The organism is Vibrio sp. La 4.2.2, from assembly GCF_027586995.1.
Lineage (GTDB): Bacteria > Pseudomonadota > Gammaproteobacteria > Enterobacterales > Vibrionaceae > Vibrio > Vibrio mediterranei.
The window spans coordinates 454,674-474,325 of sequence record NZ_JAPPTJ010000003.1; the positions used below are offsets into that span (position 1 = coordinate 454,674).

Genomic DNA, 19,652 nt, shown 5'->3' on the forward strand with positions numbered 1-19,652 from the left:
CTCGGGGGCAGGAACGACGGGTGCCTTTGAAGACGATATATTAGAAGGCAAAGTGTTTGAGGGCGCGGTTATTGGCTGCGCCCTTTTGTTTGAGTATTACTAACTAGTAGTTAGAACCAATCAAAACAGGTTCTCCGTATTTGCCTGCTTGCGGCATAGGGACGTAGGTTGACTGTTCGTTGCGAAGGAAACGGATTGCTTTGATGCCCACATGCATTGAGCTAGTGATATCGGAATCTGAGTCACCGTAGTACTGCTCAACACCAGCTTGTTTGAGTTGTTTCTCTTTTTCTAAGCCACCAGCGAAGACCACAGGTTTGATTTGGTCACGGCGATCTTTAGGGAACAAATGGCGGATGGTGCTGGTTAATGTTTCTTTGCCTTCTGGAGCGTTACGACCGGTGATGAAGTAAATAGTGTCACCGTGCGCTAGGTGCATGTTTACTAAGGCAAGCGCTGAATGCTTAGGTAGTGAGAAATCATCCCAGCCTGTGCTTGCTTCGTTCCAGAAGTCTTGGTTCTTAAGATACGCATTCGAGCCCGGAGAGTATTTTTGCTGGCCGCGATAGAACACCGGTGAAGAGAACAGCATGGTGTCGTCGATATCCAAACCGACAGTAATTGGATGGTCAGGAAGCTGCTTCTGAATGTCAGATACTGACACCCAATTGATGTCTTTATAGACTTCCATTTGTGGCGCTTGATGGCTGACAGCCTGCATATCGGTGGTGGTGTAGACTTTAGCGAATGACAGTGGAGAGGCAAGAAGTACAGAGAGAGTAATAAGCTTCAGCGAACTTTTAATGTTCATCTTAGGGTCCTTGATACTTGGATTAAACAAACGAAAAACCCAACTACGGTACACCCGCCGCTATCGTTCTGAAAGTTAAAGATAATTCACAGTTTCCAAGCAAGTACAGACCCAAAATCAACACACAAAACAAGATTAAGAAAGCAAGGTAAAGAGACAACAGCCTATCGTTCAAAGATAGACTGCGATAGAAATGGATTACCAACTATTGATCTTGATGCGCTCCGATCTGGCGCGAAGATATTCAATGGTAAACAACAAGATAGCCGACAAGACGACCAACAAGGTAGCAACGGCCAGTATGGTCGGATTGATTTGCTCTCTTAGTCCCGAGAACATCTGTCTCGGAATTGTTTTTTGCTCCGGTCCTGCCAAGAACAACGCGACTACAACTTCATCAAACGAGGTAACAAAAGCGAACAACGCCCCCGAAATCACTCCTGGCCTGATTAGCGGCATAATGATCTTAACGAAGGTATAAACCGGTCTTGCGCCCATTCCCAGCGAGGCTTGCACAAGCGAATAATCAAAGCCAGCTAATGCCGCGTTCACAGTGATGATAACGAATGGCGTCCCTAGAGCTGCGTGTGCAATCACCACACCCCAGAACGTGCCCGCTAAGTTGAGTTGGGTATAGAAGAAAAACATACCCGCAGCGGTAATAATCAAAGGCACAATCATCGGAGACAACAAGATAGCCATTATGATGCGCTGCATTGGCATCGCTGAATTACTTAGCCCTATTGCGGCTAATGTCCCTAATACTGTGGCGATAATCGTGGCGCAAATACCAATCAAAAAGCTGTTTTTGATGGCGAGCAACCAGTTATCGTCGTGCCAAATCTCAGCGTACCATTCGAGCGAATAGGCTTCTTTTTCAAATGCCAGCATCCCTGGCGTAAAACTAAAATAAGGCTCGGCATTGAAAGAGAGTGGAATGATCACCAAGATCGGCATCATCAAAAAAAACAGAGTCAAATACGCACTACCAGAAAGAGACAGTGAGCCCAGTTTTTGCAAAGGCGTAAAATAGCTTGGAAATCTCTTCATACTGTTAACCTAACTTAATGTTGTTCACGCCTACCCAGCGGTCATATAACCAATAGAGCGCTAAAATCAGAACCAGTAGCAAGCTGCCTAATGCCGCCGCTAATTCCCAGTTATTGGATGACTGCATATGGAACGCAATAATATTACTGATCATTTGCCCGTCCGTGCCCCCGACAAGTGCGGGTGTAATGTAGTAACCAATGGAGATAATAAACACCAGTAGCGCCCCTGCACTTAAACCAGGTAATGTCATGGGGAAATAGATTTTAAAGAACGCAGGCATGGGTTTAGAACCCAGAGACAGCGCCGCACGATAATAGCTTGGGTCGATGTTCTTCATGACGCTGTATAGCGGCAAAATCATGAAAGGCAGCAAAATATGAGTCATTGAAATGATGGTCGAAAACTCGGTGTACAGTAGGTCAAGAGGCTCATCAATAATACCTATCGCCTTTAGGGCGCTGTTCACTACCCCGTTGGTTTGCAAAAGCGCAATCCATGATGTGGTTCGAACCAATAATGAGGTCCAAAAAGGCAGCAATACAAACACCAACAGCTTATTGGCTTTGCTCGGCGAGGCTGTAGATAGATAGTACGACAATGGAAACGCAATAATCGCGGTAAGCAAAGTAATGTACAGGGCGATTTTCAAGCTTTTCCAATATAGTTTGATGTAGATTTTTGTGTCTCTGGTTTCGATATCACCTTGCAAGGACTTTTTCAGATCCAATGCCGTTAGATAATAACGCTCTGTCCATTTGTTACCCGATACTTTAATCGCTACCCACACATCGGGGGAGCGCCACTTTTTATGTTTATCTAATAGAATATCGGTGCCTTCGAGACGCAGCTCTTCGATCGGCATTCTTTTGATTTTTCGTGCAGTGGATTTGATAAGACTTGAAGAGCCCGGCAATGAGCGGTTGATTTCCTCGGCCAATTTTCCGGATCGGCGTTCCTGTGCCAGTTCATGAAGCTCTAACGTGAACACCTGAATAACCTCATCAGGCGGCATGGCTCCGGTTGACTCATCCCAAGATGCCATCGCCTCTAAGGTGTTTGGTACCAATTGAGCAACCGTCGGATGATAAACACTGCGATAAAGCATGGTGGTGATCGGCGCTAAAAAGGAAAGAAACACAAACAGCAGCAGTGGCAAAGTAAACAAAAACAGCATTAACTGTTTGCTGCGATGCTTCTTTTTACTCTCAGAAAGCTCTGTCAGTGTTAGCGTATTTTCACTCGCCATTCTGTTTTCATCCTTGAATCTAAACGCTTAAAAACTCGATTAAATGGGCTATCTAATACTTTTAGATAGCCCAACTTTTGCTTATAGGATTGAGGCTATTGAAGTAACCACTCGTTAAACTTCTCACCCAGTGTTTCACCGTAATCAGCCCAGAAATCACCCGATGCTTTCACTCCTTCATCTAGGTGAGACGATGGCAGTTTTGGAATAACCGCAGGATCCACATACTGGTAAGCGGACTTACGAGTTGGACCATACGCCACTTCAGGCATGCCACTCAATGGTTTTGAACCCGTTGCAAAGCGAATGAACTCTTCCGCTAACGCTTTCTTCTTGGTGCCTTTTACAATCGCCCAAACATCGAGATCGTAAACGTGCGAATCCCAGACCATTTCAAACGGTTTACCTTCACGTTGAATGGCATCGAAGAAGCGACCGTTCGCCGACTGAACCATGACTGCGCCACCATCGTTAAGCAGTTGAGGCGCCTGCGACCAGCTGTCGAACCAGACAATGTCATCTTTGATAGTATCGAGTTTAGCGAACGCGCGTTTTTGGCCTTCATCGGTACTTAGCACGTCATACACATCTTCTTTAGCAACGCCATCAGCCAGTAATGCCCACTCTAAGTTCACTTGAGGACGCTTACGAAAAGCACGTTTACCTGGATACGTTTTGGTGTCGAAAAGATCTTGAATCGAGCTTGGTTTGCCACCCTGAATGGTGTCGTGGTTGTAGGCGAAAAGGACAGTCCAAACGATGTTACCTACCCCACACTCATTAGCGAGCGCCTCTTTGCTGAAGTCATCTTTGGCTGGCGTACCGTCATCACCAGGAGGCAAGGTATCCATTGGGAATACTTCTAGCAAACCTTCTGAACAGGCTCGCTCAAGGTCGATAACCTCAACGTCAATCACGTCCCAAAGCACGTTGCCACTCTCTACTTGGGCTTTAAGCTCTGCGATACCGCCTGAATAGTTTTCAGACAGCACCTTGTGTCCGGTACTCTCAGTAAACGGATCAAGCATGTGTTTCTTTTGGGCATCGCCGTAAGCACCACCAAACGACACTGCCGTTAGTTGGTCGGCCATTGCTGCGTTGCTCAGTCCAAGCGCAAGAGCAATAGGAAGCCACTTTTTCATTTTCGTCATCATATATCCTTTCTTTCCTTGACTAAGGGTGATCAAGCGCTAACCCATCAGAAATGGACCACGTTAGGCTGGCTACATCACCGGCCTTGAAGGTCGGTGCTTGTTGGTCATTGAGGAGCTTCACCATCACGTCTCTGCCGTCTTGCAACTTAAAGAAGTAACGAATGAAGTCACCAACGTACAATCGGGTGACAAAGGTAGCGGAGACTTGGTTACTGTTCACTTCGTCTTTGTCTCCGATAAAGAAGTTTTCTGGGCGCACTGCCAACATACAGCGCTCTCCAATTTCAGGAACATTGATCGCAGTCGCCACGACTTGAGTCCCATCGCTCAATTCAACATGAGCGTGGTCGCCGTCAATTTTGGTTAAAGTCCCCGGAAGATGGTTATTCTCGCCGAGAAAATCGGCGACGAACGCATTGGCTGGACGCTCGTACAGCGTAGAAGGGTCCGCACACTGCTGAACTACGCCGTCCTCAAACACTGCAATACGGTCGGACATAGTAAGTGCTTCGGTCTGATCATGGGTAACATAGATGGCGGTAAAACCTAACTGTTCGTGCAAGCGCTTAATTTCAAATTGCATCTGCTCGCGAAGGTTTTTATCCAATGCACCTAAAGGTTCATCCATAAGAACAATCGAAGGCTCAAAAATCAGCGAACGCGCCAGTGCCACACGCTGCTTTTGACCGCCGGAGAGCTGACCCGGATAGCGGTCACCAAAGTGTTCGAGCTCCACCAGTTTTAAAAACTCTTGAACCTTCTGTTTGATTTGCTCTTTGGGTAGTTTGCGAACATTAAGGGGATAAGCTAGGTTTTCTGCCACCGTCATATGAGGGAATAATGCGTAGTGCTGAAATACCATGCCAATATTGCGATGATAAGGCGCAACGTTAGTGATTAGTTCTCCGTTGACTTCTATCCCACCGCTGGTCACATCTTCAAACCCAGCGAGCATCATTAAGCATGTGGTTTTGCCAGAGCCAGAAGGCCCCAACAGTGTTACAAATTCCCCTTTAGCGATGTCGAGGCTAAAGTCTTTCACCACAAAATTGTGTCGGTCATAACTCTTTTTTACATTCTTGAATTGTACGTAACGACTGTCCATTTCTACTGCCTATCCCTCTGCTTCAAGCTCAACCTCAAAAACTGAGCGCTATTCAAAAACCTAGTTTTGATTAACAACTGAGCAACATTTGATTTTAGAAAGTGTGATTTATCCTTTGTTTTTCAGACATAAAGAGGGATTACGAAATGTTGCAACTTGTACGAAAATTAAGCTCAGCTCGAATGAAGGTTTGAATTAGGAAGATCTACTAGATAAAAATATCAGTATCATAGAAATATATGGAAGGAACTGCTTATTTGATAAATCAGTCGTTAAATTTGATCTTCGTATCAACACGCCCTCTTAGAACAAATTTAGCAATATCAACGTGCTACAAGCGCTGTTACATTGTGATACTTAGATGGAATATGGGCCTAATCAGTATGCTATTTGACTTCATAAAATCGTTAACCTACTAAAATAACAGCGTTATTCTGGTTAAAACCGTCGATGTCTACTGCCCGCGCATCTCTCAGAGGAAACGTTCCTACGGCAATCAAACAAAAAAACCGAAGCAAACGCTCCGGCTTTCAACTCATCTCAAGACGGGTCATCACACCATCGATTAAACGATACGCAGACCACCTTGAGCGATAGCAAAACGACGAGCACGAGTAAACGATAACGCGTTAGTAATACCCTCACCCGTTGGACCCGCGATAGTGAACGTAGACGTTCCTTCTGCGTTATAACCCACACCAGACAGCGTTGGTCCGTTGTGCGCAAAGATAGTGGTGTTGATGCGAGCACCAAACTTAGTCACGTTCTCGATGTTACCCGAGTAGATACATGCCGAGTGCTTATTGGCCCGCTCAGCCGCCACTGCGCGGTCGATGGCTTCATCGATATCTTTACAGATAACCACAGGAAGCACTGGCATCATTTGCTCTACGTGAACCAATGGGTGGTCGTTTTCTACCAGCATTACGGCAAGGCGAGTATCAGACTCAACACCGATTGATTTTAGGATTTCACCTGCATCTTGACCGACGTGTTTTTTCACCGGGTGCCAAACACGAGCAATCTCATGGGCTGTGCACGGCTTCGCGCCTTCAAACTCATCTAGCGTCAAAATTTGCTCAGTTAACTGCTCTGCTTCTTCTGCTGTTAACACGCAAGCGCCAACTTCTTCTAGCTTATCAAGGAATGCATCTGCTACGGCCTCTTCAACGAAGACTTCCTTCTCGCCAATACACAGCAGGTTGTTATCAAAAGAAGCACCGCCGTACACGCCCGCCGCTGCGAGATCTAGGTTAGCAGAAGCGTCCACGATTACTGGCGGATTACCAGCGCCTGCGCCAACACCTTTCTTACCAGATTGTAGGATAGCCTTAACAAGGCCAGGGCCACCTGTACCCACAAGCATATTAATCAGTGGTGACTGAGCAATTTCGTTTAGTGTTTCTAGTGTTGGCTCTTTTACCATAGTTACTAGGTTCTCTGGGCCGCCTGCTTCTACGATGGTTTTGTTTAACAAGTCAATCATCACCGCAGAAACCACTTTAGACGATGGGTGAACGTTAAACGTAACCGCGTTACCACCAGCAAGCATCGAAATTGCATTGTTCACTATGGTTTCTGTTGGGTTAGTCACAGGCGTCACCGCGCCGATAACACCATAAGGTGCGCGCTCACCAAGAGAAATACCGTTGTCACCAGACCATACTTTAGTATCCAGTACTTCCGTACCCGGCGTTTTCATTGCCGTAAGGTGGTGCTTAGCGATTTTGTCTTCCACGCGGCCCAGTTTTGTCTCTTCACGAACCATTTTTGCGAAGTCTTCTGCTCGCGCTAATACTGCTTCACGAATAGCAGTTAGGATGGCTTCACGACCTTCTTTGGTACAGTTTACGTAGAACTCTCGTTGAGCTTTATGAGTAGCTTCAATCGCAGCGTCCACTGTCGCGAATACACCTTTAGCGTTGTTAATATCAAAAGACATAGTGATTACCTCGTAAAATTGGGTATTGTGAAGACCTAGGCGTTATGCCAGTTCTTTTCGACATGTTTAGTAAGGCTAATTCCTCACCTAATATGGCTATAATTTAACCCAGACACTCATCAACTCGATGTCACTGGGTGTCAGCTTATTTGACCCATTAACGCAAATAACCCACAGCGATAACTTGACTCATTACGTAGCCCCTCACTATCTCTCGCCTCTTAGCAAACAATACGTTAGTTCACCCACAACCGTAGTTTGTTAACCTATCCGCCCAACCCCAACATCTGCTTTCTGACAAAAGCAACATTAATTCAATACATTAACACTAGGTGTAAAATAAATTGACCCTCAGTGACATGCTGCATTTTTGACCTCCAGATAGACTAGCGTTCATCAAATCGATACCCAATTACGAACACTTCGTGAGGAATGAATATGAAAAATCAAGCGCTTTTAGAAGAGTCTGTAAAGCAACTGAGCACTATTTTAGAGACACAGCAACAGCTTCTAGCCGAGCACAAAGCTAACCAGAACTATGCTGAGCGTCTTGAAAACATTCTGACTCCAACCGATGAGCTAACCACTCAAGGTGACAACTTATTAATTGGTGGTTGCAAAGCCACTGATCTTATCGAGCAATACGGTAGCCCGCTGTTCGTATTGAGCGAAGACACGCTTCGTAACAACCTGCGCCGTGTGAAAAACGCGTTTGGCAACTACTGGCCAAAACCAGTCAACGTAATGTTTGCTATCAAGTCGAATACCAACTTCGCGGTTCGAGCTATCTGTAACGAAGAAGGCGTGGGCGGTGATTGCTTTGGTCCAGGTGAAGTTGAAGCGACATACATTGCTGGCGCAGACCCAAAAACCATCGCACTGAACGGTACCGTTAAGCCTGAACTTGCTATCCGTAAAGCAATTGAATACGGTTACGCGATTCACCTAGATTCTTACGAAGAGATTGAAATCGTTGAGCGTATCGCTCGCGAGGTGAAACCAGCGGAAAAAGTACGCATTGCGGTTCGTCTAAAAGTTATCCCTGAAGATTTCTTCAATGACTTCGAACCAGATGCTTACCCGTTCCCTAACTTTATCGGCGCGATGAAGTGGATCAAATTCGGCTTGCTAAGAGAAGAAGCGAAGAAAATCATCAACCGCGTAAAAGAAATCGACATCTTCGAATTCTACGGTTTCCACACTCACCTAGGCCGCTTCTCTAAACAGCCTGAAGGTTGGGATGCGCTATACCGCGAATACGCACGCAACATTATCGAAATATCTCGTGAGTGTGGCGTTCAACCTTTCCAAGTAGACCTAGGTGGCGGCTGGCCACGTGAGCGTGAGCCTGAGTGTCGTAGCAAAGAACACATGATGAACCCGAACACCATCGAAGACTACGCAAAAGTAGTGTGTGCGGGCATGCTAGAAGAGTTCACTAAAGAAGGCTTCGAAGTACCACAACTATGGCTAGAACCAGGCCGTTATATCGCGGGTAACATCGGCACGCTACTTACCTCGGTATACGTTGTGAAAGACGATCAAGAGATGGATTACACCTACACCATGGTTGATGCATCGACTTACCTAGCTACATTGGTCGAGTCTCAAGAGTCGAAGAACCCAGTTCTTCCAGCAAACAAAATGACCCAACCATTGGTAGAGAGAACCACTGAAATCGCGGGCCCTATCTGTATCCCATCTATCTGGGAAAGCGGCGCACGCATGCCAGCTCTACAACCAAAAGATGTGCTAGCGATTATGGATGTCGGTCACTACGCTGAATCTCAAGCGAGCCAGTTCAACTCACTACCACGCCCAGCAACAGTGTTAGTGAAAGACGGCGAAGCGGAACTCATCAAACGCGCTGAAACGGTTGAAGATGTATTCGCAACGCAAATTCTTCCAGAGCGCTTTGTAAAAGCAAAAGCTGAAATTGAGAAGAAAATGGCGAAGCCAGCTGGTAAAAAAGCAGCAACTAAACGCCGCGTGGCAAGAACGCCGAGTTATTCGAAATAAGCAGGTTGCTGAGCTTTAGGCTTGGTGGTTTGAATTGAGAATTGGTGATTGGAAAGCTCCCGTTGGGAGCTTTTTTTGTGTTTGGTCACTCACTACCATTCATTGATAAGCAGACGACTCTTCACACCCCGAATCTGTAGTCCCATCGCATCAAAAACTTCTTCAAAATCCTGACATCTAGGAGGAAGGTTAGGTAGCGACAGAGTGGCCTCAGTGAAAAAACGCTGTCTATGTTGGTCTTGTTCTCCCCAAGCAAGATGCCACCAGTTCACGATACGATTTCTAGATTCGACTAACCGCTTCTTGCTTGGCAAACGGTCACTTTTACTAGTATTTTCGTTTTCGGTCGTGGGGAGCCAGTTCCACATATCATTGTTTGGCCAATAAGCGAAAGGCAAACAATGATCAACATGAAACGACTTCGTTAGTTTGGTATTGCTCCAAACGCTCGACACGCGATGTTTCTCTCGCTGCAACTCACCCACCCTTTTCCGCACTTCTCGTGTATCGTGCTCCTTATCCAACCAAACCAGACAGTCATGGTAGCTTTGCAGCGATATATTGTTTTTCCGGTTCAACTCAAAACGCTGCATTTGCATCACCCACTGATTGACTACCAACGGTTCTATCCAAGAATTATAGAGCCTGAAGCACTCACAAAGGCTCTGCTTAAGAACAAAGAAACCATAACTTTCGAAAAACTGAGTATCTAGATACACATTACTTTGTGTTCTACGCCGTTTGGCTGGCGCTAAGGTTGAGAACTCGTGTTTCTTGTCTTGTTTTGTTCCGGTAGAGATATGGGCGATTGGCCCTTCTTTCATGGCTTTAATCGACGCCTGAATTGTTTTCTGCAACGCTTTCGCTTCGTCTACCCAAAACAGGCTACCAACAGCAAGATCATCCGCTGATAAATGTTTGAGCTGATGCCAACCCTCTTCTGTCACAAAACTCAATCCACTATTGGGGTTGCTATTCTGCTGTAATTTTCCGATATCGATTAGACGCTTAAAGGCTTTAACCCAATATAACGCCACCAATCCCAAAGGAATGGCAACTTCACCGCCAGTTCTATCTGACACGCATCCAGGGTGAGCATCGGCTATACGTAAAAGTACTCGCAGTAGCGCCAATTTATAGGTTGCGCTCTTACTGTCATTGACGATGATATGTCGTACCTTACTTAGGTCGCCAGAGCCATCGTCGGGTAAGCTTAAGACCACGGTTTGCCAAGATACACGGCTACGCCCTAATGAGTCACCCGAATCACTCACAGCTTTAACAAGTAAAGCCGTGTCTTTGGCAAATTGCTCCAATTCTGATGCTGAAACTGGGTAGCCAATTCGCTCATCGTCAAAGGGGCCATGACGTAGAGTGATGATCAGTCTTCCATTAGGAGCAAGGAGGTTTGATAGCTTACGAAACGCTCGACTTCTTTGACTCGGCGGGACATGCATCCAAACAGCACTCACCAAAATTAAGTCAAACCGAATTCCAAGGCTCTGTGCAGCTTTTAAACTAGGTAATTCATCTTGTAACCACGTTACGTCATCACCAGTGTTCGCCTTACCTATTTCTCTCATTGCTAGCGACAGTCGAACGCAAAAACCTCCGCTCCTTGTTGCGTCATCCATTTTGCATCTCGGCCCGATGACGCACCTACATCCAAAACCGTATCCCCTTCAATAGGCCAATATGGTTTCCAAGAGGAGTGCACTTCCTCAAACTTTAGTGAGTTATATTGTTTAGCCAACGAGTCTGCATTTTTGTCGTAGAAAGAGGATGTTATGGACATTGTGAGAGCCTGTTATTGGGTTGGTCCCATAATATAAGGCAGAGTTGCATAATGCTAGGAGGTCTTAGAATAGTATTAGATGGTTTGAGGTGAATCACGGTTAGAGGATTTAGGTCTTACTAGTCCTAATCTTTCGCTCAATTAGATGAAATGAAAAAGCCCCAGCATTTCTGCTGGGGCTTAGAATGTGGCGGTGAGTGAGGACTCCGCACTAATGATATAACACAATGATTAATATAATTTCTCCACATAACCCAATAGCAAAACATTACATTAAATATACATTTCAATTACTAACACATCCCTAGCAATTGAACTCTTAATTGCATTAGCACTACAACTATACTTTAACATGTTTGAAACTCGTGTGATACGCTCATAAAAGTGAGCATCTGTTACCATTCATAACGAGTTAATATCTTTTGGTGATTAAAACATGCTAGACCCTAGACTCATCAACTGGCACTTGAAAGAACATTCCGTATTTACTGGTGGCAACAAACCATCAAGCAGTTCATACCAACAACTAGTTCTGTTACATATGGGTATATTAGAACCTTTAAGTCAACTTGGTGAAGTGTCTATTACCTACGGCTTCACTAGCCATACATTACTTCGTTACCTGCTCTCTAACAGCTCCGGAGATATGGCGCCAAACATCGATCAACATGCGTCCATGGAACTCAACAGCAAAGGAAATCGAATTTGCAAGCGAGATGGCGCTGCCTGTGACTTCTATGTACAAGGTTATGAGCAGCGAATGGATGAAATCGCAAAGTACATTTGCATGAACCTCGAATTCGATCGTCTCTACTTCTACGGAAAAGACCGCCCTATTCACATCAGTGTCGGCCCTGAAAACGCACGCTATGCACTGATTCGAGAAAAACGCAGTGATGGACTTCGCGTAAACAAGAAAAGTGCAAAAGGCAGCGCCACACAAACCTTATTCGATAACTTATAATCGATAAAACATCATCGAGGACATGGAATGAATGAAGAACAGTTTGCTGAGCTTATTGCGCAGATAAAAGTAGGGAAACAGTTGCCGGACGCTATCTACCTTCATAAAGATGCCTTTAGCGCCCTACCGACAGTCCTCAGTCAATTCATACCTGCGGTAGCAAAAGCCGTTAGCCTAGATGATGAACACTGGAATCTAGTGAAATTGTTTAAAAAGGAATTCCGTTTATCTTTGCTTTACTACCCTGACTTTTATACTGCCTCTTACCCTGCGCTAAGACAGAGCTTAAACGTCAACCTATCTATGTTAAGCCATAAAATCACAAGCTACTCGGATTCTGACAACCCACCGATCCTTCATCGCAAAGAGACCATGATCTTGCCGGAATGTGAGCACTTTGATCATTTCACTTCACTCACTCAAGAAGGTGAAAACGCGGGGCTGTATGAGAATAGCCGACTAATTGGGTTTAAGCGTTCTTGGGAAAACCTCATTGCGCGTCATGGCTATGAACTTGTCGACGGGCGTTTGTTCCGCAGCTCTGCTGTCACTCAAGTCGAAGAAATCGGAATTGATAGGCACAAAACGGCACTCGTTCGCCATGAACTATCTGCACCTATGAAAACACTGGTAAAGCATGGTTACCTAGAAGGCTCTCATTCCATTTTTGATTATGGCTGCGGACGTGGTGATGACTTGCGAGAGCTGGAGGCACATGGGCTAGACGCGCTTGGCTGGGATCCTAACTTTCAGCCTGATAACGATAAAGTGAGCTCAGACATCGTCAACCTTGGCTTTGTTCTAAACGTGATTGAAGACCAAGATGAACGTCTAGATGCTTTGTTAGGTGCTTGGGAGCTGGCGGATAAGCTTCTCGTTGTTTCTGTAATGCTTGCTAACGAGAGCTACATCGCACAGTTCAAACCCTACAAAGATGGTGTAATTACCTCTCGTAACACCTTTCAAAAGTATTACGCTCAGTCTGAGATAAAAGCTTATATTGAACGCAGTTTGCAAGAGGATGTCATTACCGTTGCACCCGGCATTTTTTACATCTTCAAAGATAAACTCGAAGAGCAGCAGTACTTACAAAGCAAATACAAGCGCAACCATAAATGGCAGCAGCTCACCTCTCCAGAGCCTGTCGAAGCAAAAGATAAAACCAAGCTCCTCATCACCCAAAACCAGGAACTGTTCGACGCATTTTGGAACACATGCTTAACGCTCGGCCGTATTCCTGCTAACGAAGAATTTGAGCAATCAGACAAAGTAAGAGCCCTTATCGGCTCGCACAAAAAAGTGTTTGGTCTGTTGCAAGAAATGTTCGACACCAAAGAGTTCGAAAAAGCAGAGAAGCGCCGTAAAGAAGACCTGTTACTTTACTTTGCGATGGGACTGTTTGAGAAGAGAAAGCCTCACACGCAGCAATCAGAAACACTCAAGCGCGATATCAAAGCTCTGTTTGATGACTATAAAACCGCACTTAACCTAGCTGCGGAGTTACTGTTTGCGATAGCCGATACAGACTTAATCAATACACAATGTGAAAAGGGCCACAAGCAATTACCTGCAAGTTTATTGAATGAGGGGCATTCTCTTATCCTACACCGTGACTATATCAATGACTTACCACTCTTACTGCGCACATACGTAGGGGCGGGTTTACAAATATATGGCGAACTGGATGAAGAAATCGATTTAATCAAAATCCATATCACGTCAAGCAAGCTAACCTTAACCGCTTACGACAACTTCGAGCACTCTGTACCATTTCTGATCGAACGGATTAAAATAAAAATGGCAGAACAAGATATCGACTTCTTTGATTATGTAGATGAGAAGCGCAGACCGCCACTGCTCAACAAGCACCTTTATATGCTATCCGAACAAGAGAACTACAAAAAACAGCTGAGCTTTGATAAGCGATTAGGAAAGTTGATGGAGTTTGAACCAACTGAAGAGAGTCAGATGGTTCGAGCAGAGTTTGAGGTGCTTTTAGGCAAACACAATAAGGAAATCAGAGGGTTTAAGTTAAACACGAAAGCATCCACTTAAACCTTGAGAAAAAACCTGCCCTGCCATAGAAATCTAGCCTGCATCCTTGTAAAATGTCACACTTACTTTGGCATACCTATGTAATAATTCGCATAGACAACACCAACAAATAACAAACTCCAAGATTAGTTTGTCAAAAAATGACATACCAGCTATATTTTATGTCACAGACAAATAACATAACCTTAGAGCCGACTATGCAAAATCAAGATTCAGGCTATTGCTACTCCTTTCCTGCTGTCAGAGGTATTCAAGCAGGACGTCCCTTTTACATTGCGACGTGCCCTCTTAGGATCATTCCTAAAATTTTCAGTTACAACGAAGACGATGTTCCGCCTGAGCTAAGAGCTCAACGAACGTTGAATAAAACTCGTATTCCTGAAATGGTTAAGTACCTACTTGACAACCCTAAAGATTATGTTTTCTCTGCGCTAACTGTATCTGTGGGTGTCGATATATCATTTGAAGATCATGATGGTGCTCCTAATTTAGGAACTCTAAAAGTTCCTATGGATGCACAAATCCTGATCAATGACGGACAACATCGTCGTAAAGCAATCGAAGAAGCCTTAAGGGAAAACCCAGACTTAGGTCAAGACAATATCCCAGTGTTGTTCTTCATTGATGAAGGACTTACACGCAGCCAACAGATGTTTGCTGATCTCAACAAATACGCGGTAAAACCTAGCCCGTCTCTGGGTACGCTGTATGACCATAGAGATGAAAGCTCCGAGCTTGCTCGCGAATTGGCAACTAAGGTTAAGCCTTTCATCGGTTTAACTGAAATGGAGAAATCCAATATCAGCCCTAAGTCGAACAAGCTATTTACTTTGAGTAGCATCAAACAATCGACTCGCGCACTCTTGAGCAAAGGCCCTAAAGACGGCTTTAGCAAAGAAGAAAAGCAACTTGCTGCTGAATTTTGGGAAGAAGTTACTCGCCACATCAAAGATTGGCAACTAGTCATTGATAAAGAATTATCCCCAGCACAACTTCGCCAAGAATATATACATGCGCATGGAGTTGGGTTGCATGCTATAGGCGTATTAGGGAAACACCTACTGTGCCAAGAACCAAAACAATGGAAAGAAAAGCTTCAGCAGTTGAGCAAGGTTAACTGGTTAAAAACCAATCCGGACTGGATCAAGCGAAGTATGAACCACGGAAAACTAAGTAAGTCGACACAGAATATTCAACTTACTGCTAACGCACTAAAAATTGAACTTGGGTTACCACTAACCCCAGAAGAGAAAGCTCTAGAGAAGAAGTTATCATGATACACGAGCTAAAACTGGCAGAAGACCTAGCCGAATACGAAGACTTTATCAATGCAGAAGACTTCGCAAATAACAAACTAAGCCACTACATTGCAGATGTGCAGCGTGTCTACTGTGCTGACAAACGCCCATGGGTAATTGGCTACAGCGGTGGTAAAGACTCATCAGCAGTCATGTCGTTAGTTTACTTGGCATTACTTGGCTTAGAACCAAAAGACCGCCAAAAACCGGTTTTTGTTGTATCTTCAGACACACTTGTTGAAACACCTGTTGTTGTTAACCACATAAAAGACTCGTTGGCCGCTATCGAGAAAGGCGCAAAGCGCGATGACTTACCGATTACTTGTCATACTGTAGTGCCGAAAGACAATCAAACTTTCTGGGCAAACTTACTTGGTAAAGGCTACCCTGCACCGACTCGTTCATTTCGATGGTGTACAGAGCGAATGAAAATTGACCCTGTGAGCGACTTTATTAAATCTAAAGTCTCTCAATTTGAAGAGGTTATTGTTGTTTTAGGCTCACGCAGCCAAGAGAGTGCATCGCGTGCACAGGTCATCGCTAAACATAAGATTGATGGGTCTCGTTTAGCAATTCACACGACACTTGCGAATGCATTCATTTATACCCCTATTGACACTTGGGGTGTTGATGATGTTTGGAAACTACTGCGTCTTTGCCACCTAGAAACTAAGCAAACTCCGTACGGACCTAAGAACATTTGGATCGATAAATACGATTTGGAATGGGAAAACCCATGGGGTGGTAAAAACCTCGTACTCTGGAACCTTTATAAAGATTCATCTGGCCAAGGTGAGTGCCCGATGGTGATTGATGAAACAACACCTTCTTGTGGTAACTCTCGTTTTGGTTGCTGGACATGTACAGTTGTAACCAAAGACCGCGCAATGGAAAGCCTTATTCAAAACGGTGAAGAGTGGATGGCGCCTCTTCTCGAGTTCAGAGAAGAACTAGCTAGAACTAATATCCCAGAAAACAAAAATATTTACCGAAACTTCAAACGTAGAACAGGAAAAATCCATACCCAAACAAAGAAACTACCAAATAATATAACGAATAAATTTGAGCATAGAGAAAAGGTTTATTCCTACATTAAAAATAATTATCCTCAAGAACATGACTACCCAGTATTTTTTAAGGAAGAAGGCAACGACTTAATTCAGATCTACCATCAGGAGAGTAGTGAAAATGTTGGTACACTCGTCTTTAAAAAAGACAAAAAGAGTGGTATGGAGCGTTGGTTTTGGAGAATAAACGAACACTCCCCAGGTCCGTATTGGTTGAAGTATCGTCGCCAATGGCTAAAAGAGTTGCTCGAACTTAATAGAAAGTTCAAATCTGATGGCCATGAAGTAGAACTAATATCAGCTCCCGAACTCCATGCAATACGACAAGAATGGTTACATGATCCAAATGAACCTGACTGGAATGACTCACTGCCAACAATTTTCAGGGAAGTATATGGTTATGACCTTGATTGGGTATACGACGACAATGCAAGCTTTGGTAAAGGTGATGCACAGCTTCTTGTGGAACTCAGCAATGACTATGATATCACTCCAGAAATGATCATGAAGTTAATTGAATTGGAAGTTTCAATGGAAGGCTTGAGCCGTCGCAGCGGAATTTCAAAAAAAATTGAATCATTATTAAAACTGGACTGGGGTAGCCTAGAAGAGATTAAGACCAAGCATATTTCTCGTCAAAGCATCGCTGAATTCGATATGTATCGAAAGGACATAGAACGCTATAACGAGCAATTGACAGAACTAAATACACTACTCAAGAAAGAGTTTTAAATACTGAAATGTTAATTACAAAACTAACTCTCAATAACTTTCGAGTGTTCCGTGGCGTACATGAAATTGACTTGCGCCCTGCTCCTGCTCGTCTGAGTAAAAATGGCCCTATTGAAGGAACCGATCGACCAATCATTCTGTTTGGTGGCCTTAACGGAGCTGGTAAAACATCGATTCTGACAGCTGTACGACTCGCTCTTTTTGGCCGTCAATCATTTAGCCAAGTGTTGTCAAATAGTGAGTACGTTGATGCCCTTTCCGAACTTATCCATAAAGGCGTCGGCCATGGTGGAGTTCAAGACAACGCATCGATTGAGCTTGAGTTTAAATACAGTCAAAACGGCGAAGAAAACACTTATAAAGTGATTCGCGGCTGGAAACGCGGTAAGAAAGATAGCCTATGTCTTGAGAAAGATGGCATCCAAATCTCAGAGCTCAACTACGAGCAGTGCCAAGGCTTCCTTAATGAACTGATCCCAACAGGTATTGCTGACCTGTTCTTCTTCGATGGCGAGAAAATCGCAGAACTTGCGGAAGATGAGTCTGGCACGGTATTAAAAACCGCAGTTCGTAGACTATTAGGCTTGGATGTAATCGCAAAGCTTAAGAGTGACTTAAATATCTTTTTGAAGAAACAAGGTTCTAGCGCACTAAGCCAATCGTTAAAAGAGGAAATGGATTCTCTAGATGAGCAACGTATCAGCCACGAACGCAATGCAGAGAAACGTCGTGGTGAAGCGGACATCGTTGATGCACAAATTGAGCTCGTATCACGTGATATTCTTAATCTAGAAAATAAGTTATCTCAAAACGGCGGCGCTTGGGCTAAAACTCGAGAAGATGAGCAACAAAAAGTAGATAGCTTGCTTAAAGAAAAAGTAGAGCTTGAAAAGCAAATCCGCATGGAGATGGAGACAAGCCTTCCATTCGCACTCGCACCTAATGCCATGCAACGCCTTCAAACTCAGATCAAGCAAGAACAACAGATTAAGAAGAAACAGAACTTTGGCAACGAGCTAGACTCATTCTTAGAAACACTGCGTTCAAAGTACCCGAGTTTTGATACCGAGATGGCTCAAAGTGCGATTGCTGATAGCTTTAAAGTACATGTGGGTGAATTTGATTCCGCCGAGCTGCTTTTAGATATCTCTGACCGTCAAGCAAATACGATTGACTATCAACTCTCTGAACTATCTCAAGAGTCCTTTTCACGCTTCGATGAAGCACGAATTCGCCTGAAAAACGTAGAGGAAGAGATCGACAACGCCTCAAATAATATTGCGCGAGCGCCTGAACAAGAGCAGGTGCAGGAGTTATTTGCTGATGTACGTGCTTTAGATAAGAAGAAAGAAAAGCTGATCATCGAATATCATGCTTTGCTTGAAGAAGCAAAACGTGAATTGCGCCAAGCACTAGAGACAGCTCGTCAAATTCAGAAGCTACACGATAAGCACAAAGATCAATCCAATAAAGACCAGAGTATTAGCAATGCTCAAAACTCAATCTTATTACTTGAGAAGTTTGGTGAGCAGCTAACTAAAGCTCGCGTCAACCAATTAGAGAACGAGTTCGTCCAGTCTTACAAGAAGCTAGCTCGTAAAGAAGATTTGCAGCTATCAGCTTCAATTAACCCCGCATCGTTTGATGTTGAACTAGTCGATGAACACGGTATTAAGATCAATCGCAAAGCAATGTCTGCGGGCGAAAAACAGATCTACGCAATCTCGATTCTGGAAGCACTAGGCCGAACATCTGGTCGTAAGCTGCCAGTTATTATTGATACACCACTAGGGCGCTTAGACTCGCACCACCGTGATAAACTGGTAGAAAATTACTTCCCTACCGCCAGCCACCAAGTTGTGATTCTATCAACGGATACCGAGATCGATAGAAACTACACCAGCCTTATCCAAGATGATATTGCTCGCACTTACGAAATCTGTTTTGATGGTACAACTAAGTCTTCAACCTTGAAGGAAGGTTACTTCTGGAGAGAAACAACTAAGGAGGCCGTGTAATGCTACCTAATCGTATGAACCTGACCCGTTCGACTGAAGAGCAGCTTAAAAAGTTGAAGGGCTATACTGGCATCACTCCAAACGTATCGGCACGTATTGCTTTCTTCCGTTCAATTGAAAGTGATTTTCGATACCAAGGTCAGGAAGCCAAGTTAGATGGCTCACTTGTACTAGATAAGTACACTTGGCTTGGTGAGACTAGTGATGTTACTGAGTTAGTATTGAAAATGTACTACCCAGAGCTTGATACCAAAGCATATCAGCAAGCTTGGGCAGCACACGTTGAAGATGGAGCCGCATCTTTGCGCAATTATAGGCAACTCACACAACTTTCTTCTTCTTTACATAACAACGACTAAACTTTCCTAAAAAGTAAGGGAACAAACAATACGT

Annotated in this window: 13 protein-coding genes and 1 pseudogene; 7 read left to right on the forward strand and 7 right to left on the reverse strand. The window is 44.3% G+C overall.

Annotated elements, in window-relative coordinates; translation table 11 throughout:
• Positions 1-103: 103 nt before the first annotated feature.
• From aphA to OH456_RS08470, 6 genes are all read right to left on the reverse strand, one after another.
• Positions 104-811 carry an acid phosphatase AphA gene (gene aphA, locus OH456_RS08445; protein ID WP_006071542.1) on the reverse strand — a complete coding sequence of 236 codons (708 nt, stop codon included), beginning with the start codon at positions 809-811 and terminating at the stop codon, positions 104-106.
• A 198-nt stretch (positions 812-1,009) separates the two neighbouring features.
• Positions 1,010-1,861 (reverse strand): ABC transporter permease, encoded by an 852-nt coding sequence (locus OH456_RS08450; protein WP_270033259.1) that lies wholly within the window; start codon positions 1,859-1,861, stop codon positions 1,010-1,012.
• A 4-nt stretch (positions 1,862-1,865) separates the two neighbouring features.
• Positions 1,866-3,110 carry an ABC transporter permease gene (locus OH456_RS08455; protein ID WP_270033260.1) on the reverse strand — a complete coding sequence of 415 codons (1,245 nt, stop codon included), beginning with the start codon at positions 3,108-3,110 and terminating at the stop codon, positions 1,866-1,868.
• A gap of 95 nt (positions 3,111-3,205) precedes the next feature.
• Positions 3,206-4,261, reverse strand: a complete 1,056-nt coding sequence (locus tag OH456_RS08460; protein WP_206379135.1) for an ABC transporter substrate-binding protein — start codon at positions 4,259-4,261, stop codon at positions 3,206-3,208.
• Positions 4,262-4,283: 22 nt separating this feature from the next.
• Positions 4,284-5,369, reverse strand: a complete 1,086-nt coding sequence (locus tag OH456_RS08465; RefSeq protein WP_006071538.1) for an ABC transporter ATP-binding protein — start codon at positions 5,367-5,369, stop codon at positions 4,284-4,286.
• 565 nt (positions 5,370-5,934) lie between these two features.
• Positions 5,935-7,311, reverse strand: coding sequence for an aldehyde dehydrogenase EutE (locus OH456_RS08470; RefSeq protein WP_270033261.1), 1,377 nt, complete (start codon positions 7,309-7,311; stop codon positions 5,935-5,937).
• Positions 7,312-7,749: 438 nt separating this feature from the next.
• Between OH456_RS08470 and OH456_RS08475 the strand changes: the two genes are divergently transcribed.
• Positions 7,750-9,330, forward strand: coding sequence for a diaminopimelate decarboxylase family protein (locus OH456_RS08475; RefSeq protein WP_270033262.1), 1,581 nt, complete (start codon positions 7,750-7,752; stop codon positions 9,328-9,330).
• Between the two features lie 92 nt (positions 9,331-9,422).
• On the opposite strand, the pseudogene OH456_RS08480 reads toward OH456_RS08475, so the two are convergent.
• A pseudogene (locus tag OH456_RS08480) lies at positions 9,423-11,125 on the reverse strand (class I SAM-dependent methyltransferase).
• Between the two features lie 436 nt (positions 11,126-11,561).
• Between OH456_RS08480 and OH456_RS08485 the strand changes: the two are divergent.
• The 6 genes from OH456_RS08485 to dndE all read left to right on the forward strand — a co-directional run bounded on the left by OH456_RS08485 (position 11,562) and on the right by dndE (position 19,618).
• The gene (locus tag OH456_RS08485) at positions 11,562-12,089 is read left to right on the forward strand and encodes a hypothetical protein (RefSeq protein WP_270033263.1); all 528 of its coding nucleotides are present in this window, start codon (positions 11,562-11,564) and stop codon (positions 12,087-12,089) included.
• 27 nt (positions 12,090-12,116) lie between these two features.
• Positions 12,117-14,144 (forward strand): DNA phosphorothioation-associated putative methyltransferase, encoded by a 2,028-nt coding sequence (locus tag OH456_RS08490; protein ID WP_270033264.1) that lies wholly within the window; start codon positions 12,117-12,119, stop codon positions 14,142-14,144.
• A gap of 197 nt (positions 14,145-14,341) precedes the next feature.
• Positions 14,342-15,421 (forward strand): DNA sulfur modification protein DndB, encoded by a 1,080-nt coding sequence (gene dndB / locus OH456_RS08495; RefSeq protein WP_270033265.1) that lies wholly within the window; start codon positions 14,342-14,344, stop codon positions 15,419-15,421.
• Entirely contained in the window at positions 15,418-17,241 is a 1,824-nt protein-coding gene (locus tag OH456_RS08500; RefSeq protein ID WP_270033266.1) for a DNA phosphorothioation system sulfurtransferase DndC, read from the forward strand. Before dndB ends, OH456_RS08500 begins: the two co-directional genes overlap by 4 nt.
• 8 nt (positions 17,242-17,249) lie before the next feature.
• Complete coding sequence (gene dndD, locus OH456_RS08505) at positions 17,250-19,259, forward strand: DNA sulfur modification protein DndD (protein ID WP_270033267.1); 2,010 nt, start codon at positions 17,250-17,252, stop codon at positions 19,257-19,259.
• Positions 19,259-19,618 (forward strand): DNA sulfur modification protein DndE, encoded by a 360-nt coding sequence (dndE, locus tag OH456_RS08510; RefSeq protein ID WP_074374007.1) that lies wholly within the window; start codon positions 19,259-19,261, stop codon positions 19,616-19,618. Before dndD ends, dndE begins: the two co-directional genes overlap by 1 nt.
• The last annotated feature ends 34 nt before the right edge of the window (positions 19,619-19,652 follow it).

Excerpts from the sequence above, each read along its gene's own strand:
- aphA (WP_006071542.1), bottom strand. The coding sequence starts at position 811 with ATGAACATTAAAAGTTCGCTGAAGCTTATTACTCTCTCTGTACTTCTT.
- OH456_RS08450 (WP_270033259.1), bottom strand. The coding sequence starts at position 1,861 with ATGAAGAGATTTCCAAGCTATTTTACGCCTTTGCAAAAACTGGGCTCA.
- OH456_RS08455 (WP_270033260.1), bottom strand. The coding sequence starts at position 3,110 with ATGGCGAGTGAAAATACGCTAACACTGACAGAGCTTTCTGAGAGTAAA.
- OH456_RS08460 (WP_206379135.1), bottom strand. The coding sequence starts at position 4,261 with ATGACGAAAATGAAAAAGTGGCTTCCTATTGCTCTTGCGCTTGGACTG.
- OH456_RS08465 (WP_006071538.1), bottom strand. The coding sequence starts at position 5,369 with ATGGACAGTCGTTACGTACAATTCAAGAATGTAAAAAAGAGTTATGAC.
- OH456_RS08470 (WP_270033261.1), bottom strand. The coding sequence starts at position 7,311 with ATGTCTTTTGATATTAACAACGCTAAAGGTGTATTCGCGACAGTGGAC.
- OH456_RS08475 (WP_270033262.1), top strand. The coding sequence starts at position 7,750 with ATGAAAAATCAAGCGCTTTTAGAAGAGTCTGTAAAGCAACTGAGCACT.
- OH456_RS08485 (WP_270033263.1), top strand. The coding sequence starts at position 11,562 with ATGCTAGACCCTAGACTCATCAACTGGCACTTGAAAGAACATTCCGTA.
- OH456_RS08490 (WP_270033264.1), top strand. The coding sequence starts at position 12,117 with ATGAATGAAGAACAGTTTGCTGAGCTTATTGCGCAGATAAAAGTAGGG.
- dndB (WP_270033265.1), top strand. The coding sequence starts at position 14,342 with ATGCAAAATCAAGATTCAGGCTATTGCTACTCCTTTCCTGCTGTCAGA.
- OH456_RS08500 (WP_270033266.1), top strand. The coding sequence starts at position 15,418 with ATGATACACGAGCTAAAACTGGCAGAAGACCTAGCCGAATACGAAGAC.
- dndD (WP_270033267.1), top strand. The coding sequence starts at position 17,250 with ATGTTAATTACAAAACTAACTCTCAATAACTTTCGAGTGTTCCGTGGC.
- dndE (WP_074374007.1), top strand. The coding sequence starts at position 19,259 with ATGCTACCTAATCGTATGAACCTGACCCGTTCGACTGAAGAGCAGCTT.